Annotated in this window: 21 protein-coding genes and 1 pseudogene; 10 read left to right on the plus strand and 12 right to left on the minus strand. The window is 35.3% G+C overall.

What is annotated here, in order from left to right; genetic code table 11:
* Window positions 1–84: 84 nt before the first annotated feature.
* The 3 genes from mazG to HNP25_RS04275 form a co-directional block, all read right to left on the minus strand.
* Window positions 85–891: a nucleoside triphosphate pyrophosphohydrolase gene (gene mazG / locus HNP25_RS04265; protein ID WP_184130822.1), complete on the minus strand. Its 807-nt coding sequence runs from the start codon at window positions 889–891 to the stop codon at window positions 85–87.
* 129 nt (window positions 892–1,020) lie between these two features.
* Entirely contained in the window at window positions 1,021–1,812 is a 792-nt protein-coding gene (gene cobA / locus HNP25_RS04270) for a uroporphyrinogen-III C-methyltransferase (protein ID WP_184130825.1), read from the minus strand.
* A gap of 92 nt (window positions 1,813–1,904) precedes the next feature.
* The gene (locus HNP25_RS04275; protein WP_184130828.1) at window positions 1,905–4,007 is read right to left on the minus strand and encodes a nitrite reductase; all 2,103 of its coding nucleotides are present in this window, start codon (window positions 4,005–4,007) and stop codon (window positions 1,905–1,907) included.
* 290 nt (window positions 4,008–4,297) lie between these two features.
* On the opposite strand from HNP25_RS04275, the gene HNP25_RS04280 reads away from it, so the two are divergent.
* Window positions 4,298–4,750, plus strand: a complete 453-nt coding sequence (locus HNP25_RS04280; RefSeq protein WP_184130830.1) for a hypothetical protein — start codon at window positions 4,298–4,300, stop codon at window positions 4,748–4,750.
* 64 nt (window positions 4,751–4,814) lie between these two features.
* Here HNP25_RS04280 and HNP25_RS04285 read toward each other — a convergent pair whose 3' ends face one another.
* Together HNP25_RS04285 and HNP25_RS04290 are read right to left on the minus strand one after the other, a co-directional pair.
* Window positions 4,815–5,450: a hypothetical protein gene (locus tag HNP25_RS04285; RefSeq protein WP_184130833.1), complete on the minus strand. Its 636-nt coding sequence runs from the start codon at window positions 5,448–5,450 to the stop codon at window positions 4,815–4,817.
* Between the two features lie 102 nt (window positions 5,451–5,552).
* Complete coding sequence (locus tag HNP25_RS04290; RefSeq protein ID WP_184130836.1) at window positions 5,553–5,813, minus strand: hypothetical protein; 261 nt, start codon at window positions 5,811–5,813, stop codon at window positions 5,553–5,555.
* A 229-nt stretch (window positions 5,814–6,042) separates the two neighbouring features.
* Between HNP25_RS04290 and prfA the strand changes: the two genes are divergently transcribed.
* Window positions 6,043–7,119 carry a peptide chain release factor 1 gene (prfA, locus tag HNP25_RS04295; RefSeq protein ID WP_184130839.1) on the plus strand — a complete coding sequence of 359 codons (1,077 nt, stop codon included), beginning with the start codon at window positions 6,043–6,045 and terminating at the stop codon, window positions 7,117–7,119.
* 128 nt (window positions 7,120–7,247) lie between these two features.
* On the opposite strand, the gene HNP25_RS04300 is transcribed toward prfA, so the two are convergent.
* The 3 genes from HNP25_RS04300 to HNP25_RS04310 form a co-directional block, all read right to left on the minus strand.
* Window positions 7,248–7,718, minus strand: coding sequence for a hypothetical protein (locus HNP25_RS04300; RefSeq protein WP_184130842.1), 471 nt, complete (start codon window positions 7,716–7,718; stop codon window positions 7,248–7,250).
* Between the two features lie 487 nt (window positions 7,719–8,205).
* Window positions 8,206–8,940 carry a tetratricopeptide repeat protein gene (locus HNP25_RS04305; protein ID WP_184130845.1) on the minus strand — a complete coding sequence of 245 codons (735 nt, stop codon included), beginning with the start codon at window positions 8,938–8,940 and terminating at the stop codon, window positions 8,206–8,208.
* Window positions 8,941–9,200: 260 nt separating this feature from the next.
* Window positions 9,201–10,208, minus strand: coding sequence for a hypothetical protein (locus tag HNP25_RS04310; RefSeq protein ID WP_184130848.1), 1,008 nt, complete (start codon window positions 10,206–10,208; stop codon window positions 9,201–9,203).
* A gap of 287 nt (window positions 10,209–10,495) precedes the next feature.
* On the opposite strand from HNP25_RS04310, the gene pbpC reads away from it, so the two are divergent.
* Window positions 10,496–12,937 (plus strand): penicillin-binding protein 1C, encoded by a 2,442-nt coding sequence (gene pbpC / locus HNP25_RS04315; protein ID WP_310587154.1) that lies wholly within the window; start codon window positions 10,496–10,498, stop codon window positions 12,935–12,937.
* Between the two features lie 124 nt (window positions 12,938–13,061).
* Here the strand turns inward: pbpC and HNP25_RS21960 are convergent, their stop codons facing one another.
* Window positions 13,062–15,512 (minus strand): carboxypeptidase regulatory-like domain-containing protein, encoded by a 2,451-nt coding sequence (locus tag HNP25_RS21960; RefSeq protein ID WP_184130851.1) that lies wholly within the window; start codon window positions 15,510–15,512, stop codon window positions 13,062–13,064.
* A gap of 291 nt (window positions 15,513–15,803) precedes the next feature.
* Between HNP25_RS21960 and HNP25_RS04325 the strand changes: the two genes are divergently transcribed.
* The 6 genes from HNP25_RS04325 (at window position 15,804) to HNP25_RS04350 (ending at window position 21,118) form a co-directional block, all read left to right on the plus strand.
* A complete protein-coding gene (locus HNP25_RS04325; RefSeq protein ID WP_184130854.1) occupies window positions 15,804–16,376 on the plus strand; it encodes a ribonuclease HII in 573 nt (190 codons plus the stop codon).
* A 76-nt stretch (window positions 16,377–16,452) separates the two neighbouring features.
* Window positions 16,453–17,937 carry a GH3 auxin-responsive promoter family protein gene (locus tag HNP25_RS04330; RefSeq protein ID WP_184130857.1) on the plus strand — a complete coding sequence of 495 codons (1,485 nt, stop codon included), beginning with the start codon at window positions 16,453–16,455 and terminating at the stop codon, window positions 17,935–17,937.
* A 276-nt stretch (window positions 17,938–18,213) separates the two neighbouring features.
* On the plus strand, window positions 18,214–19,410 hold the full coding sequence (gene uxuA / locus HNP25_RS04335; RefSeq protein ID WP_184130860.1) for a mannonate dehydratase: 1,197 nt from the start codon (window positions 18,214–18,216) through the stop codon (window positions 19,408–19,410).
* A gap of 162 nt (window positions 19,411–19,572) precedes the next feature.
* Window positions 19,573–19,995, plus strand: coding sequence for a 30S ribosomal protein S12 (rpsL, locus tag HNP25_RS04340; protein WP_184130862.1), 423 nt, complete (start codon window positions 19,573–19,575; stop codon window positions 19,993–19,995).
* Between the two features lie 140 nt (window positions 19,996–20,135).
* Window positions 20,136–20,606: a 30S ribosomal protein S7 gene (rpsG, locus tag HNP25_RS04345; protein WP_184130865.1), complete on the plus strand. Its 471-nt coding sequence runs from the start codon at window positions 20,136–20,138 to the stop codon at window positions 20,604–20,606.
* A gap of 185 nt (window positions 20,607–20,791) precedes the next feature.
* A complete protein-coding gene (locus HNP25_RS04350; RefSeq protein ID WP_184130868.1) occupies window positions 20,792–21,118 on the plus strand; it encodes a hypothetical protein in 327 nt (108 codons plus the stop codon).
* Between the two features lie 102 nt (window positions 21,119–21,220).
* On the opposite strand, the gene HNP25_RS04355 is transcribed toward HNP25_RS04350, so the two are convergent.
* Both HNP25_RS04355 and HNP25_RS04360 read right to left on the minus strand, forming a co-directional pair.
* A complete protein-coding gene (locus HNP25_RS04355; RefSeq protein WP_184130871.1) occupies window positions 21,221–21,925 on the minus strand; it encodes a sulfite oxidase-like oxidoreductase in 705 nt (234 codons plus the stop codon).
* Window positions 21,926–22,038: 113 nt separating this feature from the next.
* A pseudogene (locus HNP25_RS04360) lies at window positions 22,039–23,268 on the minus strand (MFS transporter).
* 108 nt (window positions 23,269–23,376) lie between these two features.
* Here HNP25_RS04360 and HNP25_RS04370 point away from each other — a divergent pair.
* Window positions 23,377–23,691 (plus strand): hypothetical protein, encoded by a 315-nt coding sequence (locus HNP25_RS04370; protein WP_184130879.1) that lies wholly within the window; start codon window positions 23,377–23,379, stop codon window positions 23,689–23,691.
* On the opposite strand, the gene HNP25_RS04375 is transcribed toward HNP25_RS04370, so the two are convergent.
* Window positions 23,644–25,176, minus strand: a complete 1,533-nt coding sequence (locus tag HNP25_RS04375) for a M20/M25/M40 family metallo-hydrolase (protein ID WP_184130882.1) — start codon at window positions 25,174–25,176, stop codon at window positions 23,644–23,646. The genes HNP25_RS04370 and HNP25_RS04375 overlap by 48 nt on opposite strands.
* Window positions 25,177–25,333: the final 157 nt, after the last annotated feature.

Here is a 25,333-nt window from a genome sequence, read left to right on the forward strand (position 1 = left end):
AACATAAAAACCCGTCGGTCAAAGACTGACGGGTTTATTTGTTTCACTCTCAAAATTAAATTTTGACTTTTCGTCCTTCACTTTTTAGAGGCGTTTGGCTTCTTCCCAATACACATCCATTTCAGCTAAGGTCATATCTTGTAAGGCTTTGCCTTGTTCTTTTGCTCGTAATTCTAAATACTGAAAACGCTTGATAAATTTTTTATTAGTTCTTTCTAGGGCTGTTTCAACATTGATGTTGATAAACCTTGCGTAATTTACCAAAGAAAATAGTAAATCTCCAAATTCTGCTTCGGCTTTCTCAATGTTAATTGCTTGGTTGTCAACAACGTTAAACTCATTCTTGAATTCATCCATTTCCTCTTCAACCTTTTCCCATACCTGATGTTTCTCTTCCCAATCAAAACCAGCACCTCTTGCTTTCTCCTGAATTCGCATTGCTTTTACCAAAGCTGGAAGAGATTTTGGTACTCCTTCTAAAACTGATTTATTACCTTCTTTGAGCTTTAGGGCTTCCCAATTTTGCTTTACTTGCTCTTCGTTTTCAACTTTTACATCACCATAAATATGTGGGTGACGATGAATTAACTTTTCACAAAGACTATTGATTACATCAGCAATATCAAAAGTATTGGTTTCAGAAGCAATTTTTGAATAGAAAACCAAATGGAGCATTACATCGCCAATCTCTTTCTTAATTTCCTTCATATCGCCCTCAATGATAGCGTCTGAAAGTTCATAAGTTTCCTCAATCGTTAAATGTCTGAGCGATTCAATCGTTTGTTTTTTATCCCAAGGACATTGCTCTCTGAGTTCGTCCATAACCGTAAGCAGACGGTCGAAAGCAATTAATTGTGATTGTCGTGTTGTTGATAAAGTATCAAAATCCATAAGGTCTATTTTAAAGTACAAAAGTAATGGATTCAAATGGTTAAACGGAAACCTTATAGGTTTTAAAAACAAAAATCTCTCAATGACAGATAGTCAATTGAGAGATTCTTAAAATGATTTTATTACGTATTACTGATTACCTCCAGCATTTTTAGATAAAGCAGATAACTCCGTGAGATTAGCATATTTCACTACTTCGCCTAGAATAATTACTGCAGGATTTGATAATTGGTTATTTTCTGCAATTTCCTTCAAATCTTTTGCCATGCCAACACCTACTTTTTGTTGACTCGTCGTACCGTTTTGGATAATGGCTACAGGTAAGTTTTCTTTACCAATCTCTTTACAAATTTCAGCCATTTGGCTTAATTTATTCATTCCCATCAAAACAACAATGGTGGCACTGGTTTGGAGTGCCATTGCTAAATCTTTTGAAAGCGAACCATCCGTTTTTGTACCAGTAATTACCCAGAAACTTTCGCTTACTCCTCTAGTTGTCAGTGGAATATTGGCATAACCAGCAGCAGCAACAGAAGACGAAATGCCGGGAACATACGCTGTTTCTAAACCAAAGCCTTTAGCATACTCTATCTCTTCCATACCACGCCCAAAAATGAAAGGGTCACCACCTTTTAAGCGTACCACATGACCATACATATAAGCTTTTTCAACAATCAAAAAGTTAATGGCATCTTGAGAATGACTTTCCCCTGGACGTTTGCCAACATAAATTTTTTCAGCTTCAGGCTTACAATAATCTAATAATTCATTCGCAATTAAAGCGTCGTAAAGTACTACATCAGCATCCTTCAATGCTTTTATGGCTTTTACTGTTATCAAATCAGGGTCACCTGGGCCAGCACCAACAACTGTTAGCTTTGGTTTGGGGTCTAAAGTATTAAAATGTTCTAAACCAGTCATAATTATTGATAAATACAAATGGTGAATAAATAGGTTCAGAATAAAGCCTATTCACTCACCATTGATGATTGATTTCTATTATAAAAGGAAAATTATGCCAACGTTAATTGGTCACGATATGCCTTTGCCAATGCCAAGAAAGCCTCAGCATCTTCTACATATTTTGTAGCAAATTCTTGTGAAGGCTCGTTTTGGTTGATTTGCAAAACTAATTCTTTAAATGTTTTGCCACTTAAAGAAATTTCGCCAGTTGCCACAAAATGCTCGTCGAATTTATCAATTACGCCACTTTGCGTAGAAGCACTTACTGATTTATCTAACAACAAAGCTTTTGCTGCACTTACAAATACGCTATAAGCATGATAGATTGAATCTGCCCAACGGTTTTCGTCATAAGCAGCTTTCGTCCAATCCATTTTTTCTACAGATTCTAACAACAAAGTAGCCACTAAATCTATAATTACGCTTGCACATTCCCCAACACCAATTTCTGTTTGGAATTGTTCAGATGCACCCCAGTCGATAAAATCATCTTCTTTCAAAGTAGTTAAATCGGCTACTGGTTTTAATAAATTATAGAAGTATTTTTCGCCTTGACGGTCATAATAATCATTGAAATATTCGCCTTCGTTAGCGTTTTCTTCATAATTATTCAAAACTACTCTTAATACTTGTGGACCACGTTTTGATGGAACTTTAATTACTTTATCAGCCACACGACCAACGCCATCGCCTACCGTTCCACCACCCAATAATACTTGTAGCGCAGGTAAAACACGCTTATCAGCCGCTTTCAGAGACGAACCGTGGAAACCGATATTTGCCATACCGTGTTGTCCGCAAGAGTTCATACAACCTGAAATTTTGATTTTAATATCGCTATTATGAATCAATTCAGGGAAATCTTCAGTAATAACAGCTTCTAATTTTGAAGTAATGTTGGTACTATCTGAAATCGCTAAATTACAAGTATCTGTTCCTGGACAAGCAGTAATGTTTGCCATTGAATTAGCACCTGCTGCAGCCAAACCATGTGCTTCTAATACTGAATAGATATAAGGTAAATTAGCTTCTGGAACGAATTTCAACATCAAACCTTGGTTAATGGTTACTCTAACGTCGTCACCAATATAGCCTTCTAATTGTTCGATTAATGAACGAGAAGTCGTTGAATGAATATTTCCGTTCAAGATTCTAACATATACGCCATAAAAACCAGCTTGCTTTTGTTCGAAAGTATTGGTCGCTTTCCACAAATCGAAAGCTTCTTGGTTGGGGATTTCAACAGAAGCAGTTTTAGAAGGCATTGCATCAGCTTCTACATTCCATTTTCCAGTTGTTGTATCTACTTCAAATGATTTGCTTTTTAAAGCTTTCCATTCTGTTTGAATCAATTCTGTTAGTTTTTCAAAACCAATTTTTTGAATCAAGAATTTAATACGTGCTTTATGACGAGAGTTTCTTTCGCCATGACGGTCGAATACTCTTAATGTTGCTTCTAAAAAAGGGATAATTTGGTCGGCAGCTAAAAAGTCGAAAGAGGTTTTTGCTAACATTGGTTGAGCACCCAAACCTCCACCTAATACTACTTTAAAACCACGCTTTCCATCTTGGATTTTAGGAATAAAACCCATGTCGTGCATGTAAGTTAAGGCAGTATCTTCATCAGTATTTGAGAATGCTATTTTGAATTTTCTACCCATTTCCTGACAAATCGGATTTCTCAGGAAGTAACGGAAAGTTGCATCTGCATAAGGAGTAACATCAAAAGGCTCGTTAGGGTCGATACCTGCCGAAGGCGAAGCCGTTACGTTTCTTACAGTATTTCCACAAGCTTCACGAAGCGTAATATCATCTTCTTCTAATTTCGACCATAATTCTGGTGTTCTATCTAAAGAAACAAAGTGAATTTGAACGTCTTGACGAGTCGTTAAATGAAGGTTTCCAGTAGAATATTCGTCTGAAATATCAGCAATACGTTTCCACTGTTTGAAAGTCATTTTTCCATAAGGCAACTTAATACGAATCATTTGTACACCTTGTTGGCGTTGACCATATACACCTCTTGCCAAACGAAGACTACGGAATTTTTCCTCGTGAATTTTTCCTTCACGGAATAATTCTATTTTGCGAGCTAAATCAATAATATCTTTCTCTACAAGTGGATTTTCGAGTTCAGTTCTGAAACTTTGCATGATTTTCTTGATATTTTTTAGCTTTTTACTTTTCCAGAGGAGCACAAAAAGCTTTTCTATTACTCTATTAATTATATAGATTTAAGGCAAAATTAATCAAGAAAGTTCGGCAAGCAAGATTTTTTTAGAAAAAAATGTTTGCTTTTTTTGCTAAAGCCTTCATAATTATTGGCTTTTAAAAATATGACAGAAAGGACTTTAGCTAAAATAGCCTTTGGATGAGGATTAAAATACACTAAGAATTATACTATATTTGTAAGTGTATTTGACTTAAAACAACCCTAAAAAAAATGAAACAAAGCTTCTTTGCCTTGATGGCTCTTCTAACAATTAGTTTATCTGCTTGTACTGAAACCAAGAAAATCGCAGAACTACAAGATCAAATTCGTCGTCAAGAAAGTCAAATTACAAAAGAACGACAAGAAAATTCAGAATTAAGTAGTTTTCGTTTTAGCTTAGAAAGTCAGTTTAAGAAGAAAAATGAAGAGTATCTCAAATGTCAAGAAGATAGCAAAGAAACTTTTGAAGCATTGTCATTGAAGTACAATCGTTTATTGGATGATTATACCAAATTACAAACCTCATACAAATCATTGAACGAAGCCTATGAAACTAGCAAAGAAAATGCCGCTTCGGTGATTATGGAATTAGAAGAAAAAACTAGACAGAAACCTGTAAGAGTTGCAAAAAGTACAAAGAAAACAAAGACAAGGGCTAGAAGTAAAAAGCGACGTCGTAGATAATAATAACATATTAAAAAGGGATTTCAAACAGCTTTGAAATCCCTTTTTAATGAAATGAAATAAATTATTTTTCACTCAAAATCTTTAAATGTTTTGGATCGGCTAATCTTACGACTTCTTTTTTAGAGAATTTTATCAGCCATAAACCTAGAAAAGAACCATCTTTCTTGAATGCTAAACTATCTATTTTTGTTTTTTTACCAATCGAACTAAGCTGTTTTTTATCCAGTTTTAATAAATCCTTGTTCGCTGTGATTGGTGAAGTATAGTAAAAAAAGGCTTCATCTTCTGATTTCTGGATATTGTCAATTTGTGGAATGTTGTGCAAAACATTATATTGATAAGCATCCAATGTTTCATTGATTTTTTTATCCCAAGCAGGATTTTTTAATTGTAGCGGGCTACCAGAAACAATTTCTACTCTGTAAGCTTTTGCTAAAGAATCTTTCAAAGTATTATCTTGAAGATTTTTTGATAAATCGGCATTGAGTTTTTTTACAATGATACTTCCCCATTCATCTACTTGTGCTGTAAATTGAGCTGGCGTAATACGTTTTACTTCTCGCTCGTGCAATTCCTTCACGGCTGCCGTTGTATCAATACGTTTGCTGAAATCGCAACTTATCAACAGTACATTTACTAAAAGTAGTAAAGAAAAATATTGGGTAATTGAAGCGAAAAATGAAGGGTTCTGTTTCATATTTTGTTTAATCTAATCTGCTTTTTTGTGTAAAGATAGGCTGAAACATGAAAAAAGTCGTGATACTTAGCACGACTTCCTTCATTATTTTGATACAATTATTTAGTTTCTTCCTCTTCTACCATCATTACGTCCTCTTCCATGATAATAACGCTTTGGCGGAGCATATCTAGGCACAACGATTACTCTTCTTGGCGGAGGTACAACATAACGGTATCTAGGATATGAATATCCATATCTATATGGATTTGGGCGGCGACTATCAACTCTCACATAAGAAGGTCCACAAGACGCTACCAGTAGAATGATTGCTAATGATAAAAAAAGCAATTGAAATGTTCTATGAATTTTTAGCTGTTTCATGTTGTATGGAGTTTAAAAATATGGTACTTGGAGATTAAATAACGAAGAAGGTTTAAAATAAGTGTAGTGCTATTTACTTGGGTATCTAAGCAAAAGACAATCCGATAAACATTTACCCCCATTGAATATAAAGATTTTTGTATCTTTGCACCCTGATTTTTAGTTTGCCAAAATGTTCGGCTATACTCGCTAATATCAAACTGTTGAACTTTCCGAAATAAGAAAAAATATGTTAGAACAATTAGAGTCCATCCGTGAAAGATTTGAAGAAGTTGCCCAGCAAATGACGCAGCCCGAAGTAGTATCGGATATGAAAAAATATAAAACAATCAGTAAGGAGTACAAAGACCTTGAAAAGATTGTTTTAAAATATAATGAATACAAAAATATTCTATCAAACATAGAAGGAGCAAAAGAAGTAATAGCTACTGAAAAAGACGAAGAATTCCGTGCTTTGGCAAAAGGTGAATTAGAAGAATTATTACCTCAAAAAGAAGAGTACGAAAAAATCATCAAAGAAATGTTGATTCCGAAAGACCCTAATGATTCTAAAAACATCATCATGGAAATTCGTGCTGGAACAGGTGGTGACGAAGCAGGTATTTTTGCAGGCGACCTTTTCAGAATGTACCAACGTTTCTGTGCTAATCAAGGCTGGCAATTTCAATTGATGGACTATACACAAGCTTCGTCTGGTGGTTATAAAGAAATTATTGCCAATATTCAAGGTGAAGATGTGTATGGTAAAATGAAATTTGAATCTGGCGTTCACCGTGTACAACGTGTGCCTGCTACAGAATCTCAAGGACGTATCCATACTTCGGCGGCTACTGTGGCTGTTTTGCCAGAGGTGGATGAAGTTGATGTACAGATTAATATGAACGATATTCGTAAAGATACTTTCTGTTCATCTGGTGCGGGTGGACAGTCTGTAAACACTACGTATTCTGCCGTTAGGGTTACTCACTTACCATCAGGTTTGGTAGTACAATGTCAGGATGAGCGTTCGCAGATTAAAAACTTTGAAAAAGCGATGACCGTTTTACGTTCAAGACTTTATGATATTGAATTAGCAAAGCAACAAGAATCCATTGCTGGCGACCGTCGCTCGATGGTTGGTTCGGGCGACCGTTCAGATAAAATCCGTACTTATAATTATCCACAAGGTAGAGTAACCGACCACCGTATTGGTTATACAGTTTATAATTTACCCGTAGTAATGGATGGTGAAATTGGTGATTTTATTGAACAATTAAGAATTGCAGAAAATGCGGAGAAATTGAAAGAAGGAGCAGGAGCGTTGTAGTAGTGATGAGTTGTGAATTTTGAGTGAGGAGTTATTATTTGTCCTTGCCTAAAATAGGTTGCCTTCAGTTTATTCCCTAACCCCCAAATTCATTTTATAAAATGAATTTGGGGGTTAATTATTTTTAATCATTTTTTTGTAAGTGTTATTACATATTCATTTGTTTCCCCCAAAACGAGAGAATTAATAGGATTTGCACTCTCGGGGAAAATAGCAATTTTTTCCGTTCCACGTCCAATGTCAATCCCATCTTTTTTAGCTTGTATTGTATAGTATGACATTTGTGCTATATCTATTCGTAAGGATAAATCAGTCGCTCTTTCAGGTATAATTTCTGAAAAATTAAAATTGCCATTTTTGTCAGATTGTTTTTTTAGGGTAAATATTGATTCTCTTTTCACACCTCCACCAACTATACTCCCTCCGTAATAGCGATTACAAGAAAAGGTAAAAGAAATATTTTCGATAGGATTACCTTTCTCATCAACTACTTTACCAATAATGATAGTAGAAGAGCTGGGGAGGTTATTTTTTTTACAAGACACTATTATTAAAGGGGATAGTATTCCCAAAGTGCCAAGAAATTTTCTTCGTTTCATGTTAAGTTAACATTTAGATTGTTAGAAATTAAACACAATGATTCTTTCATCAGCTGTATTGAACCGCTGATGATTAATTTATTAATTTACTTAAAGGGGGATAAAAAGACAGGCAAAATAGGTATTTTGGTGTCGGTGAACTACGTAGCTACATTATTGACTCAAAAATGTAATAAATATATTTGTGAAGCAAGTTTTTTTAGTGTTTTTTGTTGAAAATGAAGGATAATAAAGAGCAAATTGGTGCTGTGAGTATCAACGGTTATCATCAGTAGTTCGAGTTTCCAACTCGACTAAACATTATAAAGCAACCATCTATCGTAATCGTTTTAAATCTTACCAACAAGATTGATTTTTCAACAAATCTGGTAGTAATTTAGTAGCTGATAAATGTGAACTGATTAAGGAACTAGCTACAGAACGAAGAAATTATAAAACAAAAACGCCTGTCTCTAATGCTAGAAACAGGCGTTTTAAAGGTCTTTGTTTATTTAAAAACTCCTAATGGATCTTCTTTTTTAGCGATTAATTCTTGTAGGAAATTCATATCCAGAAAAGTAATATCTAGTATTCTACATTTATGAAAATATTCCCATGCTTTGTCGAAATGTTCTAATTGAAATTCGGCGATGGCATATTTTAACCAACCATTTGCATTGGTTGAATCAATTTTCAATGATTTCTCCAACAACATTAAAGCGTCGTCGATATCATCACATTTTTTTTGTTCTTTAAAACAAGCTAATTGCACTGTGGCTACATCAATCATCAAGGTTGGATTTTCGGGTGCTAAAGCCAATCCTTTTCTCAATAATTTAGCTGACTCCTCATAATTTTTTTTCTGATAACTTATCGAACCTAATCCCCAATAAGCTTCAACATTATTCTGGTCGAGTAAAAAACTAAGGTTGAATCGGTATGTAGCAGTATCCAATAAACCTTCACTCAAATACTCCCAACCTCTTTCTGCAAAAAACTTACTTGCTTCAGCACGGTCTTTGAAGTTTTGTTCACATTGAGCAAAGAATTCTTTAGATTTCAAAATCTGTTCATCCACAGTCTTTCTGCTTCCAAAAAGCGGGATATACTTCACATCTTGACTATCGACTGCAAGTTCTTTTTTGGGAGCTTCTTTAGTACTAGCCAAAGGGATTGGTTGAATCTGAGCCAATAATGACTGAAAGCTAGACGATAAAATAAATATATATATTAACTGCTTCATAATGGTGGTAACAATACGAATGTTATAACGATGCCTAATAATTATTATTGTTTTGTATAAAGCTTCTTTCAAAAACCAAGCCTAATAAGTATTTCATGATAAATTATGCTAATCAAGAACCATAAATATCATGAATTTATAAATACTAACAAGCGAATTAATACTTTTTTATGCTATTCAATGTAAAAATAACAATATCTAGCACAAAAAAAGGACTGATTCTAAAGAACCAGTCCTTTTTAGCAATTAAAAAATTATTTTTATGGCAAATCAAGTAAAAACCCAATGGTAAAGTTTGCGTCCCAGTCGAATACAAATTGTTCACAACCTGTTGATTCAGCAATGGCTTTATAGATATTTAAACCAGCTTTAGATTTAGCGTTGTCTAATTGATAAGCCGAAGGCACATCCAACACGGTATAACGTTCTTTGTCTTTTCTTACTTTCTTCGCTAATTCAAAAGGTACGCCACCGATGATAAAACAAGTTTTGCGATTGGCTTCTGGAATTTTTTTAGACTTTTCTCCAACTTCTTTGCTTACAGTTTCGTCACTTACGCCATTCTGGAAATACTTCGCTCCATACGATTCTACGGAAGTTAATTTTCCATTTTCTTTCCAAGAGATTTTGGTATTTCCCGAACCAATATCCGCTACAAATGAATTGTCGGCATATTCGGCAGGTTGTACACATTTCAAACCTAAAATTCCTTCTTGTTCTGGCGTTACGGTATTCACAAAGTATTTCAAAGATTTCAATACTTTAATGATTTTCTGAGTTCCTTCTGCTTTTACCGCTCCAGAACTTACCACAAAGTGAATATCTTTTCCGCTTACGCCATAATCCAACATTCCACCGATGTATTTTTTCAAACCAGCTCTGATGTCATCATCACTTGCCATGTTTTCAATCACCAAGCTGTTTCCAAATTCTGCTTTTTCAAGCTTCCAACGTTTGTCAGCATCAATTCTGATAATAAATGAATTGAAACCACTTGCACCCAGTTCAACTACTCCTTTCAATTTCCCTGCAATTGGGCCTGGAGGAGTATAATCAAAACTCTTTTTTTCGCCTTCAACAGTAGCCGAAGAACTTTCTTCCGAAGAAGAAGATTCATTAGAATCAGCAGTATTTGTGGCAGAAGCTGTTGTTGTTGGAGCTAATTTTTGGAGTGCTTCTTGTCCTCCAAATTTTGTAAAGCCATAATAAATTGCTCCTACGATGATTGCGGTAATCAATAATCGTCCCGCTACAGTTAATCTTTGCATTGTTTTTGAGGGTTTAGTTGAGTTACATGTGAGCTATGAGTCGTGAGCTTTGAGCTTTTTGCTTCTTATATTTATAATTTAATTCTAAAATCAAAAAAACTAAAGTCTTATGTTTTGCATCGTGCGTCTTTTCTCTAAAATCCTAAAGTCCTTCAGTCCTAAAGTCTCCAACTCTAAAATCTAAAAAATCCTAAAGTCATAAAGTCCTACAGTCCTAAAGTCTTCAAGTCTTCAAGTCCCAACAAAGATATTCAAAGCCCCAAGCCTCGCTATTTTTATTTGGTTATGTGGTAAAAGTAGGCATTCATTTTGTAAAAATTGATGATGAAATTGAAAAGCCTAAAATTGTTGCCGAAGTAAAAACCGAATTCATATCTTTACAAAAATCTCTTTTCGCTACAATGTTCAAGCAAAAACTCATCAAAGCCTTTCAAGGAATCATCAAAAACAAATACTTTAAAGGAATAGCCAGCCTTTTCATCCTTTTTGTTTTGTTAGATTTGATTTTTCCGTTCAGAATCAACCCCAATTATTCTACACTCATTACCGATTCAGAAGGAAAATTACTGCACGCTTTTTTGAATAAAACCGACAAATGGCGAATGGAAACAGAGCTAAACGAAATTACGCCAACACTCGAAAAAGCCATCGTTTTCAAAGAAGACCGCTGGTTTCGTTGGCATTTCGGAGTAAATCTCTTTGCCGTGATGCGGGCAGGAGTAAGAAATATTTTTACAGGCAGAAGAACCTCGGGAGCAAGTACGATTACGATGCAAGTAGTCCGTTTGCTGAACCCTCAAAAAAGAACTTACTTCAATAAATTCATCGAAATTTTTCGGGCGATACAATTAGAATTTCATTATTCTAAAGACGAAATCTTACAGTTTTATATCAATCTTGTACCTTATGGCTCGAATATCGAAGGCTTAAAATCAGCTTCTATTTTGTACTTTCAGAAGTCGCCAAATGTATTGAGTTTAGCAGAAGTAACGGCTTTAACCATTATTCCAAACCGACCGTCAAGCTTGCGTTTGGGCGTAAATAATCCTTATATTTTACAAGAAAGAAATCGTTGGTTACAGAATTTTAAGGAAGAAAAAGTATTCAATGCACAAGATATTGAAGATGCCATGAACGAACCACTAAATGTAGTTCGTCACGAAGCACCTCATTTAGCACCGCATCTTTCTTTGCGTTTGAAACAAGAAAACCCTACGAAATCTATCATCAAAACGGCTTTGGTGCGTCATAAACAATTGACGATTGAAAACATTGTGCAGAATTATGTAAGTCGCTTGTACGCTATGAACATTCATAATGCTGCCGTGATGGTGATAAATAATAAAACGCATCAAGTGGAAGCTTACATCGGTTCGGCAGATTTTAATAATCCGATTGATGGCGGACAAGTTGATGGCATTCGTGCCATTCGTTCGCCGGGAAGTACGCTGAAACCTTTACTTTACGCAACGGCATTCGACAAAGGAATTACTACGCCTAAAACGGCTATCAACGACGTGCCAACTAATTTTGGCGGTTTTGAACCTGAAAATTTCGATAAACTTTTTCATGGAAAAATCACGATAGAGTACGCTTTGGCGAACTCGCTGAATATTCCTGCGGTAAAGATTTTAAAAGAAATTTCTACGCCTGTTTTGGTGGATAAACTCAAAAAGGCAGATTTCCAGACGGTCAAAAAGAATTCTTCAAAACTTGGGCTTTCCTTAGTTTTAGGCGGTTGTGGTGTTACTTTAGAAGAATTGACCAATCTTTTTGCGGCTTTTGCCCAAGAAGGAAATTTCCAGAAAGCTACTTATACTTTAAAAGCAGATACAAAATCACGGATAAAAAACGAAATTATTTCTAAAGAATCCAGTTATTTGATTACCCAAATTTTGGCACAAATTACTCGTCCAGATTTACCCAATAATTACGATTATACTTACAGAATGCCCAAAATTGCTTGGAAAACGGGAACTTCATTTGGCAAAAAAGATGCTTGGAGTATTGGCTACAATGCTCATTATACCATTGGCGTTTGGATTGGGAATTTTTCTGGCGAAGGCGTTCCCGAACTTTCGGGAGCAAATATTGCTACGCCTTTACTCTTTGACATTTTCAATACTGTCGATTATAATTCTTCTTCTAAATGGTTTAAAGCTCCCGAAAATATCGCTTACCGAAAAGTATGTGCCGAAAGTGGCGATGTGCCGAATGATTTTTGTACGCACCAGATGGTGGATTATTATATTCCAAGTGTATCTAAAATGACGAAATGCCAACACGCCAAGTACATTTATGTAAGTACGGATGAAAAAATAAGTTACTGTTCGCATTGTTTGCCCGAAAGTGGAACAGTGCAGAAACTTTACCCAAATTATGCTCCAGAATTATTGAGTTGGTACGAAAGCAAGCATATTCTCTACGAAAAAGTGCCTCCGCATAATCCGAAATGTGAAAGAGTATTCAATACCAACGCTCCGCAAATTGTGTATCCTGTGGATGGTTCGGAGTATTTTTTGGATAAAGATGAAAACCAAAAACTGATGCTGAACTGTCAGGTAGATAATGAGGTAAAAACGGTTTATTGGTACATCAATGATAAATTATTGCAAAAGGCTTCACCGAATACGGAAGTATTTTTCAGACCAGAAGCTGGCAAAATCAAAATTTCATGTAGCGACGACAAAGGACGGAATGCTGATATTTATGTGGAAGTAAAGTGGTAATAAGTTTTTTACAGCAAGTAAGTTTCTAACTTCTTCAGCAAAGAAAAAAGCTCAGATTTTACCTGAGCCATTACAAATAATTCATACAAAAGTGGTAATTAACATAGTCTTGAAAGCGTTGAAACTACTTAATCTTTATGATTTTCACCGTTGTTCTGCGGTTTTGCTGATGTTCAATTTCAGTACAACTTACACCATCGGCACAACTATTCACCAATTCGCTTTCGCCATAACCTTTGGCTAAAATTCTGTTACGACTAATTCCTTTACTAACGATATAATCAACAGCGGCTTGAGCTCTTTTGGTTGATAAATTCAAATTGACTTGTGCATCGCCACGACTATCAGTATGTGAGCCCAGTTCTATCACCATTGTGGGTGTTTTTTGAAGCGTAATCGTCAACTTATTTAATTCACGCATGGCATCTTTGCGTAGAGTAGCACTGCCTGAATCGTAATAAATATTATTCATCGTGATTAAATCACCTTCTTTAAATAGACTCAAATCCTGTGAAATCACTTTGGTATTTCCCTTTTTTACTTTCTTAATTTTATTAACATTTTTGCCATAACCGTTTTTTGAAACTTCAATGGTATAATCGCAATCTTCATTCATGTAAAAAGTATAACTACCGTCGGCACCCGTTGTGATTTGCTGAATACTGTTATCACAAACATTGATGAAAGAAACCAAAACTCCTTCCATTGGTTTTTGGTCTATTTCACTTTTCACAAAACCCGTAAGCATAGATTTATTTTTAAGATTAGCAGGATTTGGGCTTTTTTTAGTGGAAGTACTACTTTTAGTCGTTGAAATTTGTAATTCAACAGGTTCTTGTTTGATTAAATTTACTTCTAATGTTGATGATTCTGTATCAATTTCACCTTTGGTGGAATAGCCAATTGTTTTAACGATGAAGCCTTCCTTTTCTATTTTGAAAGAATAATCAGTGTCTTGAATCGTGCAAAAAGTAATGTTACCATTGGCATCTGTCTTTTTTGTTTCTAAATGATTATCAGCTGAAGTAATCACTACGACGGCATTACTGATTACTTTTTTAGTCTTAGCATCCAATACAGTAATTGTCATTTCTCGACAATCATTTATTGCTTTTTCAACTGAAAAGCGATAAATATCATCATCTTCGCCCAATTTTCGGTTAGAGCTAAAATAACCAATTTGCCTATTGCCATCGCTTATAATTCCAAAATCGTCAAAAGGTGAATTGAAAGGTTTTCCTAGATTTGAAGCTTTGGAAATACTTTGTCCAGCATTCATTTCTGCAAAGAAAATATCCAAATCACCTTCGCCACCTTGTCCGTTTGAAGAGAAATATAAATTTCCATTTTCATCTACAAATGGAAATACTTCAGAGCCTTTTGAATTAATGTTTTTACCAAGATTTTTTGGCACATCCCATTGCCCATTGTTGTAGCTTATCGCCCAAATATCCATTCCGCCAAAACCGCCCGGTCGGTCAGAAGCAAAGTAAAGTATTTTTTCATTCTTAGACCAAGCAGGATGTGCCGTTGAGTATTCATTATCATTAAAAGGTAATTCTAGAGCCTCTTTCCAATTATTGTTGATATTTTCAGAGATGTACAATTTTAGTTTACTGATATTGTCTTCGCTGAGTCCTTTTTTATTGCCTATTGAATTATTGCGAGTAAAAATAATTTTAGAAAAATCATGATTGAAAGTAGCTGGTCCTTCATGAAATTTAGAATTTAGGGCTTTGCTGAAACTTTCAGAATTAGCGGATTGATTCCTCTGTGTTTCATCTTCTCCACTAAAGTAATTAAGGGTTTTGGTATCGTTAGAAGTCTGTCTTGAATAATAATCGTCGCCCAATGCTTTTGAGTTTTTGGTAGTACTTTTGCGTTTTCTCTTGTCAGAATTTGGCTCGTCGCTTTGTTGTACTTTCTTTAAATCGTCAAGGTAATACAAATCCAGTAAGCTACCTTTATCATTTATTAATTTGGTAGAAGATTCTTTCTCCGAACAAAAAACAATACCATCTTTGTAATACATTGGGCTAAATTCGGGACCAGAAGTATTAATATCCAGATATTCAATTTTATAATTATTGGTATTACTCACAATAGCAACCGATTTTTGCGAAGTTGGGCTACTAATGTTTTGTGGCATATTTGCCGTTTGATTTTTAGTACTTTGGATGTTTTCTGATAGAGACAAGTATTCTTGTGCTTCTTGGAATTTTCCATTATTGGCTAAAACCTGAGCAAAATTCACATAAGCTTTGGCATCGTCGCTAATAAGTTTCGGGAAAGTGCTAAATGCTTGTCTATAAAGGCGTTCAGCGTTTACTTCATCTTTATTTTGTTTATAACTATAAGCGAGTTTTAGCAAAATAGACAATTTATTTTTAGCAGAAAGCGTAGCATAACCACTTTTTAAAAGCTGATTAAAAGCCTGAATCGCTTTGGGATATTGTTGTAATTCGTAAAAACGAATAGCATTATCGAGAGGAGTTTCAACATTTTGGGCAGCCAAATAACAATTTGACATAACAATCAAAAAGAAGAGAAGAGCATTTCTTTTGAGTCTAAGCATTTTGTTATTTAAGAATATTCTCGTAAAAATTGATTTCAAATTTCAGTGTGATACCTTATAATTTTTGGACTTTATAAGTTGGTTTAATGGTAATTTAATGTTAAAAATGCAACATAAATCATGCCAAAAACTGACTGAAAAGTAGAAATATATTACTTAATATTAACATTTGTTAATCATTTAAAATGCATATTATTTAATAAAAAAACGGAATATTTTGAATAAAATTCACCTCGAACGAACATTCAAAATATAAAAATTAAAGGTTTTTGCAGTTTATAAATCAAAAAAATGTTAAAAAGTTTTTATAACGAAAATCTGATTGAAGCAGGTTTAGACGAAGCAGGACGTGGTTGTTTAGCTGGACCAGTTGTTGCCTCAGCGGTGATTTTACCAAAATATTACACACATTCTTTATTGAATGATTCAAAGCAATTGAGTAAAAATCAACGAGAAATTCTTAGAAAAGATATTTTACAAGATGCCCTCGCTTGGGAAATAGCAGAGGTTTCAAACCAAGAAATTGATGAAATTAATATCCTAAAAGCAAGCATGAAAGCCATGCACTTGGCTACGGATAAGTTGAAAGTTCGCCCAGAACATTTATTAATTGATGGCAATCGTTTTCCGAATTATCCACTAATTCCGCATACTTGTATTGTAAAAGGGGATTCAAAATTTTTATCCATTGCGGCGGCTTCCATCCTAGCCAAAACCTATAGAGATGATTTAATGGAAGAACTAGCCTTGGCATTCCCAGAATATGGTTGGGAACATAATGCGGGTTATCCAACGCCCAAACACCGAAAAGCCATCAAAGAATTTGGTGTAACGATTCATCATCGTTTAACATTCAGGATGTAAATCATCTGAAAATTGTTTTTAACTTTACCTGCATTCGATTAACGCTTTAAAATTAAATTGTAAAACTTAGTACTTCATGGGCTTTCGTTCAATTCTGGCAAAACCATTTGCTTCTTTCGTAGTACAAAACCGCCAAAAGTGGGAAAAACAAGCTGTGGAAACACAGCTAACTTTAATGAAAAGTTTAGTTGCTGATGCTTCACACACACTTTTTGGGAAAGACCATCGCTTTTCAGATATTTCAGATTATCAAAGTTTCAAAGAGGCTATTCCTGTACAAGATTATGAAAACCTAAAACCTTATATAGAAAAGGTAGTCGCTGGCGAAAGTGATATTTTATGGAAAGATAAACCGCTTTATTTTGCGAAAACTTCAGGTACAACCTCTGGTGTAAAGTATATTCCTATTTCAAAAGAATCAATCGGTTTTCATATCAACGGAGCGAGAGACGCTTTGTTGAGTTATGTTCATGAAACTGGAAATGCTAAGTTTCTGGATAAAAATCTAATCTTTTTGTCGGGTTCGCCAGAAATGATTAAAAAGAATGGCGTATTCACAGGGAGACTTTCAGGCATTGTGAATCATCATGTGCCAGGTTATTTAAGAAGTAATCAATTGCCAAGTTATGAAACCAATTGCATTGAAGATTGGGAAACAAAATTGGAGAAAATTATAGATGAAACCATCGACAAACCAATGTCTTTGATTTCTGGAATTCCGCCTTGGGTACAAATGTACTTCGACCATATTCAGGCTAGGACAGGGAAAAAAATTAAAGATGTTTTTCCTGATTTTTCACTCTTTGTATATGGTGGTGTAAATTTTGAACCTTACAGCGCTAAACTTTTTGAATCAATTGGCAAGAAAATAGATGCTATCGAGACTTATCCAGCTTCCGAAGGTTTTATTGCTTATCAAGATTCACAAGAAGCAGAAGGACTTTTGTTGTTATTGAATTCTGGCGTTTTCTATGAATTTATTCCAGTAGAAGATTATTTCAAAGAAAATCCACGCCGTTTGCACATTGGCGAAGTACAATTGGGCGTAAACTATGCCGTAGTGATGAATACCAATGCTGGACTTTGGGGATATTCTATTGGCGATACCGTGAAATTTGTTTCGTTGAATCCTTACAGAATTATTGTTTCTGGAAGAATCAAGCACTTTATTTCAGCTTTTGGCGAACACGTAATTGGCGAAGAAGTAGAAAAAGCCATGCAATTTGCCATGCAACGTCACCCAGAAGTTGAATTAGTAGAATTTACGGTTGCTCCACAAGTAACACCACCAGAAGGAGGTTTGCCATACCATGAATGGCTGATTGAGTTTTCTAAAGAACCGAATAATTTAAACGCTTTCGCCAAAGACATCAATGATAAATTAGCTCAATTGAATGTTTATTACGAAGATTTGATGACAGGAAGTATTTTACAACCTTTGAAAATAAGAGTATTACCCAAAAATGCTTTTATTGATTACATGAAATCGCAAGGGAAATTAGGAGGACAAAACAAAGTACCAAGATTATCAAACGATAGAGCGATTGCGGATAAGATTTAATTTTTATCTGCAATCGTAGTTTTTAATATACTGGCGTAAGCATTTTCCGAAATTCTACTGTTTGAGCGTTAGCGAGTTTAGAATTTCTTGATTTTCTTTTGTTACTTTTCTTGTATCAAGACAAGAAAAGTAAGGACTTAGAATGAGAATATTTCCTTATTAGGAAAGAGTCAAATTTAATCTATTGTAAGCTATAGCTATCAATAATGGGTAAAAAAAACACCTCAATAGCTTTAATAGATAAAAATCTATCATTGTAATATTTAACAGAATAAAATGCCTTTAGAACAAACATTTCGCTGGTTTGGAACAAAAGACCCAGTTCCATTAGCACATATTCGTCAAGCAGGAGCAACGGGTATCGTTACTGCTTTGCATCATTTACCTAATGGAGTAATCTGGACGGTTGAAGAAATTCAAAAACGTAAAGCTGAAATTGAAGCGGCTGGATTAACCTTATCAGTAATTGAAAGTGTACCTGTTCATGAAGACATTAAAAAGCGTACAGGAAATTATCGTGAGTACATCGACAATTATAAGCAATCGTTAATCAATCTTGGGAAGTGTGGAATTGATACGGTTTGTTATAATTTCATGCCTGTGTTAGACTGGACTCGTACAGATTTAGATGCACCAATGCCAGACGGTTCAACAGCTTTGCGTTTTGATGCTACCGAGTTTGCTGCTTTTGAAATTTATATCTTAAAAAGACCAAATGCAGAAGCAAGTTATACAGCCCTTCAATTAGAAAAAGCCAAAACTTGGTTTGAAAATTCTACCGACGCACAGCGTGAAAAACTTACTCGTAATATTATTGCAGGTTTGCCGGGAAGTGAAGAAAGTTTTACCGTAGAAGAGTTTTTAGTCGTTTTGGAAGGTTATAAAGAAGTAGGCGATAAAGAATTGAGAGCGAATCTTTATGAATTTTTAAGAGAAATCACGCCCGTAGCCGAAGAAGCAGGCATTAATTTAGCCATTCACCCCGACGACCCACCGTATCCAATTTTAGGTTTACCAAGAGTAGTAAGCACAGAAGCTGATGCAAAACAAATTTTAGAAGCTTACGAAAGTCCAAATAATGGCTTGTGTTTCTGTACAGGAAGTTATGGCGTTCGTGAAGACAACGATTTGGTTGGCATGATAGAAAGAATGGGCGACAGAATCAATTTTGTCCATTTAAGAGCAACCAAGCGTGATGCAGAAGGAAATTTCCACGAAGCAGACCACCTTGCAGGCGATGTTGATATGTACGGAGTAATGAAAGCCTTGGTGATTGAACAACGAAAAAGAATCGAAACTGGCAGAGAAGATTACCGTTTACCATTCCGTCCAGACCACGGACATAGAATGTTAGATGACCTCAATCCAGAGAAAAGAACTAACCCAGGTTATACAGCTATTGGTCGTTTAAGAGGCTTGGCAGAGTTACGAGGATTAGAATTAGGTATTGAGCGGGGTTTAGACGCTAAATAAATTTCATTAAACCTTTTGTATCTCAGATACTTTACGTAATTTTGCACCCCTGATTTTGAGGTAATTATACGAAGTCGTTCATAGTTTGAATTTATTCTTCTTTGAGAGATTAGTTAAGTATTTAAAAATCAGTCATGTGTATCTCTATTAAAACAACACAAAATGCCAACTATACAACAGTTAGTAAGAAATGGCAGGGAGCAAATGACTTGGAAGTCAAAATCTCCTGCTCTTGATTCTTGTCCGCAACGTCGTGGCGTGTGTACAAGGGTTTATACTACTACGCCTAAGAAGCCAAACTCGGCTATGCGTAAAGTAGCCCGTGTACGTTTAACAAACGGCAAAGAAGTAAATGCTTATATTCCAGGTGAAGGTCACAACTTGCAAGAACACTCAATCGTATTGATTCGTGGTGGTCGTGTGAAAGATTTACCAGGGGTACGTTACCATATTATCCGTGGTGCTTTAGATACCGCAGGTGTAAATGGTCGTCGTCAACGTCGTTCTAAATATGGTGCTAAACGTCCTAAACCAGGTCAAGTTGTAGCTCCAGTAAAAGGCGGAAAAGGCGGTAAGAAAAAATAATTTGACATTCGTTAATTGAGAAATTTGAAAGTATAACATTTTCAAATCATCAAATTTTCAAATCATCAAATTACAAAAACAGTCCAGTATGCTTTAGTTAAGGGCAGAAGATGGGCTAAACTTAAAATCTTAACAATCCAATGAGAAAGTCAAAACCAAAAAAGAGATACGTATTACCTGATCCTAAATTTAGGGATGTAATGGTAACCAAGTTTGTTAATAACTTGATGTACGATGGTAAAAAATCAACAGCATTCACGATTTTTTACGGTGCATTAGACAAAGTTGAAGATAGAACCAAAGAGAAAAACGGTTTAGAGCTATTCAAAAAAGCATTAAACAACGTTATGCCAACGGTAGAAGTAAAAAGCCGTCGTGTAGGTGGTGCTACTTTCCAAGTTCCAACGGAAGTACGTGCAGACCGTAAGTTATCAGTAGGTATGAAATGGTTAATTCTTTATGCTCGTAAGCGTGGAGATAAAACGATGATTGACCGTCTTGCTAACGAAATCATGGCAGCAGCTAAAGGTGAAGGTGCAGCAGTGAAGAAGAAAGATGATACGCACCGTATGGCAGAAGCTAACAAAGCATTCTCTCACTTCAGATTCTAATTCAATTATTAACAACAACGAGATACACACAGCAAAAAAGCGAAAACCGAGAGGCTTTCGCTTTTTTGTTTTATTGAGGTGAAATAATTATTAAAAACTAATGCAATCAACGTAAATTTCAATACTTTTACTTAAAGTCTAAAATAATACAGAGTAACTAGCTACAGATAATCCAATCTACAAAAATGAAAAATACATTTCAATTTTTAATCTTTCTTTCTTTATTCATTAGTTGTGAACAAAACAAAGAAATAAAACCTTTAAATAATAAAATTGGTATTGACGCAGTAAACTATTTTAAAGTTATTTTTACTAATATTGAGTCTGTTGATACGCTTTCTATAATTATTAAAGATAAAAAAGAGATAAAGTCATCAAATGTATTACCTCGATTTCAAGAACATTTTATGTATGTAGATGGAGAAGAATACGATCTAAATCATTATAACCAATCTTCCGTTTCAGTACATCAAAACAAAGTAACTGTATTTAAACTTTTTTTGAATAAGTAATATATTGCACAGCAAAAAAGCGAAAACCGAGAGGCTTTCGCTTTTTTGTTTTTATGGGATTGGAATAATTATACTAACTTTGACAAATAAAATTCACAATTCTCAGCTATATCTATCATTTCTCCAAGGATAAGCGGTATTGGAGTAGCCTCTTTCTTCCCAAAAGCCTAATTTATTTTTAGGCATAAATTCTATTCTTTTTATCCATTTAGAGCCTTTCCAAGCATATAATTGTGGCGTAATCATGCGGAGTGGACCGCCATGTTCTACGGCTAATGGTTGTCCGTCAACAGTATGACCTAACAAAACATCTGGTTTCAGAGCTTCTTCTAGCGAAACATTGGTGGTATAAGTATCGTAGCCATAACACATAATATGTGTTGCGGTTTCTTTGGGCTGTACTAAAGCGGCTAAGTCTAAAAGGCGAATGCCTTGCCAAACCATATCTAATTTCGACCAAGTAGTTACACAATGAAAATCAGAAACATCTTCTGTTTGTGGCAAAGCCATGAAATCTTCCCATGTTAATATTACAGGATTTTCTACTTCTCCGTCGATAATCAAACGCCATTTGTCTAATGGAATTTTTGGTTGATAGCCCAAGTCCAAAACAGGCCATTTTGTCGTCAAAGTTTGTCCAACAGGAGTAGTCGGCATTCCGTGACGATTGATTACACCTTTTCCTTGCGGTTTTGTATCAGACATTGATGGCGTCGCTTTCATTTTTTCTTCAAAACGAGCCTTCAATTTCATTCTCGCCTCAATGATACGGTCAAGTTTATTATCTTGGTTTTGTTCGTTTTCCATGTTAGTATTTTTTTAGCATTTAGCTTCTAATCTTTTTTTATCTATTGATTTTCGGAGAAAACCTACACTGATATTGGAAATGCTTTCCTACTAGATTATAATCATAATCAAGGCTATATTGTTTCTTCTGGATTAATTTTCAACCATAAAAAAGCACCAATCATTACAATGATTCCTAACAGTAATACAGGAAAATTATAGCCAAAATTAGTCGCTAAATAACCAAAACTTACTGTACTAAAATAAGCAGCAAGTAAACCTGCGGAATTCATTGCTCCAGAAATCGAGCCACTTCTTGTTCCTCCAATATCCATTGAAACAGCCCACGCAACTGGTGCGGTAACATCCATAAAAGCCATTCCCAAAGAGAGTAAAATAATGGCAACTGTATTATTTATCGTCAGAGCAGAAATTATCAAACATATTCCCGAAATACCTAAACCGATAATGGGAACAATCCTCCTCCCCCATTTTTTATCATACTTTTTTACCGCAATATCACTAAAAAAACCACCTAAAAAGCAACCCAAAGCCGCCAATAAAAACGGTGCCGAACCGATGAGTTTCAATTCATTTTCACTGACACCTCTACCTTGTTGTAAATATTTTGGCAACCAAGTTTGAAAGAAATATACTCCTGTGGCATAGCAGGCGTACATCGCCATTAAATAGCCTAGATTTTTGTTCTGTAATAACTTAAAAATAGAAGTCTTTGCTCCGTGATTATCTAATTGTCGTTTGGCAAGAATTTCTTTTAATTCATTTGCTGAAATATCCTTTGCCTCTGTGGGTTCTTCCTTATGCCAGAACTGCCAAAAGATTACCCAAATTACGCCTACAAAACCTAATACATAAAAAGAGGCTTCCCAACCATAGCTCTGCTGAATCGGAATAACAACCAGCGGTGTTAAGCCCGCACCCAAGCGAGAAGCTCCCCAGATAATGGCTTGAGCTTGTCCACGTTCGTTGGCAGGAAACCATTTTGCTAAAGCAATGGCAATATTCGGATATGCTCCTGCTTCGCCAATGCCAAACAAAAATCTCACCACTAAAAGCATGGCAAATCCTGTAGAGAATCCTGTTAATATCGTAAAAAAAGACCATCACAATACGACTCTAATCAATACCGATTTTGCCCCGATTCTATCGCCCAATAAACCAGTCGGAATTTCAAAAAGTGCATAAGCTAAAGTAAAAGAGCCTAAAATCCAACCCCATTGTACGGCAGTTAATCCTAATTCTTTAGTGATACGCTCGCCAGCGGTGGAAAATGCGATTCGGTCGAGGAAAGTGATGACAGAAAGAATAGCAAGTACAAGCAGTACTTGGTGACGTTTTTTCATTGTTAGATGGTTTGGTTTTGGATGATTAAAGATAATACTCTTTTGGGGAAATGCTATCGTAATGATTTAAACCAAACACAATTTCATATTACTAATGATACTCAACACATGAAGCTTTATATAATTTATATCAATGATGATACTCAGCACATGAAGCTTTATGTAATTTATATCAATGATGATACTCAGCACATAAAGCTTTATGTAATTTATATCAATGATGATACTCAGCACATAAAGCTTTATGTAATTTATATCAATGATGATACTCAGCACATGAAGCTTTATGTAATTTATATCAATGATGATACTCAGCACATAAAGCTTTATATAATTTATATCAATGATGATGCGTTTTGTATCATCATTCTTATCCTATTGAATACTCATCAAAGCAACGTACGTTTCAAGCCCACTCCATAAATTCTGGATTCTGATGTTTTCATTTTCAGCGTGCTGATTATTATCGTGATTGGCAATTGGCACTGTAATCGTTGGTGTTGATAAATGTTTATCGAACAAATACAAAGGCAAACTTCCCCCAGAACTTGGCATCAAAACGATGTTTTCTTTAGAAGTACTCTGTACTGCTTTAATGATAAGCTGTGCGATGGGCAAATCCATTTTAGTACGTTGTGCGTTATAGCCTTCTTTGGCCTGTACACGGGCAATGAGCGGATATTTTAATCTTTCTTCATCAGTAATACTCTCATTGGTAGTCACATAATAACCTTGTGATTTGATGTGTTCGATTACCTTTTGAACTTGTCGCTGAGCGTCATTTCCTAATACCAATCGTAAATCTAAAGCCGCCGTTGCAGAAGTAGGGATGATATTCGCTACCATTTTACCCACGTTAGCACTCGCAATTCCATTAATATTTAAAGAAGGCAAACTAATTAATTCAGCAAGCGATTTACCATCACCTTCGGCACGCACAAAACCTAATTCATTTCTCATTTGCTCGTCGGGCGGAGGAATATTGGCTAAAGCTTGTTTCTCTAAAGCCGTTAAAGGAGTAACATCATCATAGAAACCTTTAATCAATACTTTGCCTTTGGTATCCTTCATCGTTGCCAATAAATTCACCAATAAATTAGCGGGATTAGGTGCCCAGTTTCCATAATGCCCACTATGTAATGGACGCTTCGACGCAAATACTTTTACTTCCATATTTACGTCACCACGTACACCAAACACAACTTGTTTTCGTCCAGATTGATGAACGGGACCGTCGCAAATTACCCAAAGGTCGGCTTTGAGTTTGTCTTTATGTTTTGCTAGAATTTCTTCTAAATGAGTAGAGCCAGCTTCTTCTTCGCCTTCAAAAAAGAACTTTAAATTTACCGAAGGTTTGATGCCCATTTTAGTTATGGCTTGATAAGCCGATAATATGGTAAATACGCCTGCCTTATCATCTGAAGCACTTCTACCATAAATTCTCCATTCAGGATTGATACTTTCAGAAGCTTTTGGTACATCAATAATTTTACCACCTTTTTCTAAAGAAGCGTCCAAGAAAACGGCTTCAAAAGGTTTTATTCCCTCTGCCCATTGATTAGGATTTACTGGCTGACCATCGTAATGGGCATAAAATACTAAGGTTTTTGTAGCATTTGGCACAATTACTTCTCCATAAATAGCTGGAGGAACACCTTTGGTTGTAGCATCTAATTTTTGTGTTTTAATGCCTCTTTCCTCCATCATTTTTACGATATAATTTGCCGTTTTTTGAATACCGATAGTATCATACACGACATTGGGAATAGACAACAATCCCATGAATTCTTGAAGAAGTTGATGTTCATTTGCTTGACGAAATGAACGGGTTTTATCGACTAAAGTACTTTGAGCAAAAATCGTTAAAACATTGAGGGATAATAAAATAAGTAAAAAGTAGCGTTTCATGGATGATGATGATAAGTAATAGTGATGAATTGTGAATTATGAATTGTGAGTAATGACTGATGAGTTTTTTCTTGAATGCAAAGTGTCAAATGCTGAGTGAGGAGTGAAATTTCATAAATTACTCCTCACTCAGCATTCATCATTCACAACTCAAAAC

The sequence above is a fragment of the Arcicella rosea genome, assembly GCF_014204325.1.
Classification (GTDB): domain Bacteria; phylum Bacteroidota; class Bacteroidia; order Cytophagales; family Spirosomataceae; genus Arcicella; species Arcicella rosea_A.

Bases quoted from the DNA above. Each gene is read 5' to 3' on its own strand.
- HNP25_RS21960 (WP_184130851.1), bottom strand. From the start codon at position 15,512: ATGCTTAGACTCAAAAGAAATGCTCTTCTCTTCTTTTTGATTGTTATG.
- HNP25_RS04370 (WP_184130879.1), top strand. From the start codon at position 23,377: ATGAAGCTTTATATAATTTATATCAATGATGATACTCAGCACATGAAG.
- uxuA (WP_184130860.1), top strand. From the start codon at position 18,214: ATGCCTTTAGAACAAACATTTCGCTGGTTTGGAACAAAAGACCCAGTT.
- rpsL (WP_184130862.1), top strand. From the start codon at position 19,573: ATGCCAACTATACAACAGTTAGTAAGAAATGGCAGGGAGCAAATGACT.
- prfA (WP_184130839.1), top strand. From the start codon at position 6,043: ATGTTAGAACAATTAGAGTCCATCCGTGAAAGATTTGAAGAAGTTGCC.
- HNP25_RS04275 (WP_184130828.1), bottom strand. From the start codon at position 4,007: ATGCAAAGTTTCAGAACTGAACTCGAAAATCCACTTGTAGAGAAAGAT.
- HNP25_RS04300 (WP_184130842.1), bottom strand. From the start codon at position 7,718: ATGAAACGAAGAAAATTTCTTGGCACTTTGGGAATACTATCCCCTTTA.
- cobA (WP_184130825.1), bottom strand. From the start codon at position 1,812: ATGACTGGTTTAGAACATTTTAATACTTTAGACCCCAAACCAAAGCTA.
- HNP25_RS04285 (WP_184130833.1), bottom strand. From the start codon at position 5,450: ATGAAACAGAACCCTTCATTTTTCGCTTCAATTACCCAATATTTTTCT.
- HNP25_RS04280 (WP_184130830.1), top strand. From the start codon at position 4,298: ATGAAACAAAGCTTCTTTGCCTTGATGGCTCTTCTAACAATTAGTTTA.
- HNP25_RS04330 (WP_184130857.1), top strand. From the start codon at position 16,453: ATGGGCTTTCGTTCAATTCTGGCAAAACCATTTGCTTCTTTCGTAGTA.
- HNP25_RS04290 (WP_184130836.1), bottom strand. From the start codon at position 5,813: ATGAAACAGCTAAAAATTCATAGAACATTTCAATTGCTTTTTTTATCA.
- HNP25_RS04355 (WP_184130871.1), bottom strand. From the start codon at position 21,925: ATGGAAAACGAACAAAACCAAGATAATAAACTTGACCGTATCATTGAG.
- mazG (WP_184130822.1), bottom strand. From the start codon at position 891: ATGGATTTTGATACTTTATCAACAACACGACAATCACAATTAATTGCT.
- HNP25_RS04305 (WP_184130845.1), bottom strand. From the start codon at position 8,940: ATGAAGCAGTTAATATATATATTTATTTTATCGTCTAGCTTTCAGTCA.
- HNP25_RS04325 (WP_184130854.1), top strand. From the start codon at position 15,804: ATGTTAAAAAGTTTTTATAACGAAAATCTGATTGAAGCAGGTTTAGAC.
- HNP25_RS04350 (WP_184130868.1), top strand. From the start codon at position 20,792: ATGAAAAATACATTTCAATTTTTAATCTTTCTTTCTTTATTCATTAGT.
- HNP25_RS04375 (WP_184130882.1), bottom strand. From the start codon at position 25,176: ATGAAACGCTACTTTTTACTTATTTTATTATCCCTCAATGTTTTAACG.
- HNP25_RS04310 (WP_184130848.1), bottom strand. From the start codon at position 10,208: ATGCAAAGATTAACTGTAGCGGGACGATTATTGATTACCGCAATCATC.
- rpsG (WP_184130865.1), top strand. From the start codon at position 20,136: ATGAGAAAGTCAAAACCAAAAAAGAGATACGTATTACCTGATCCTAAA.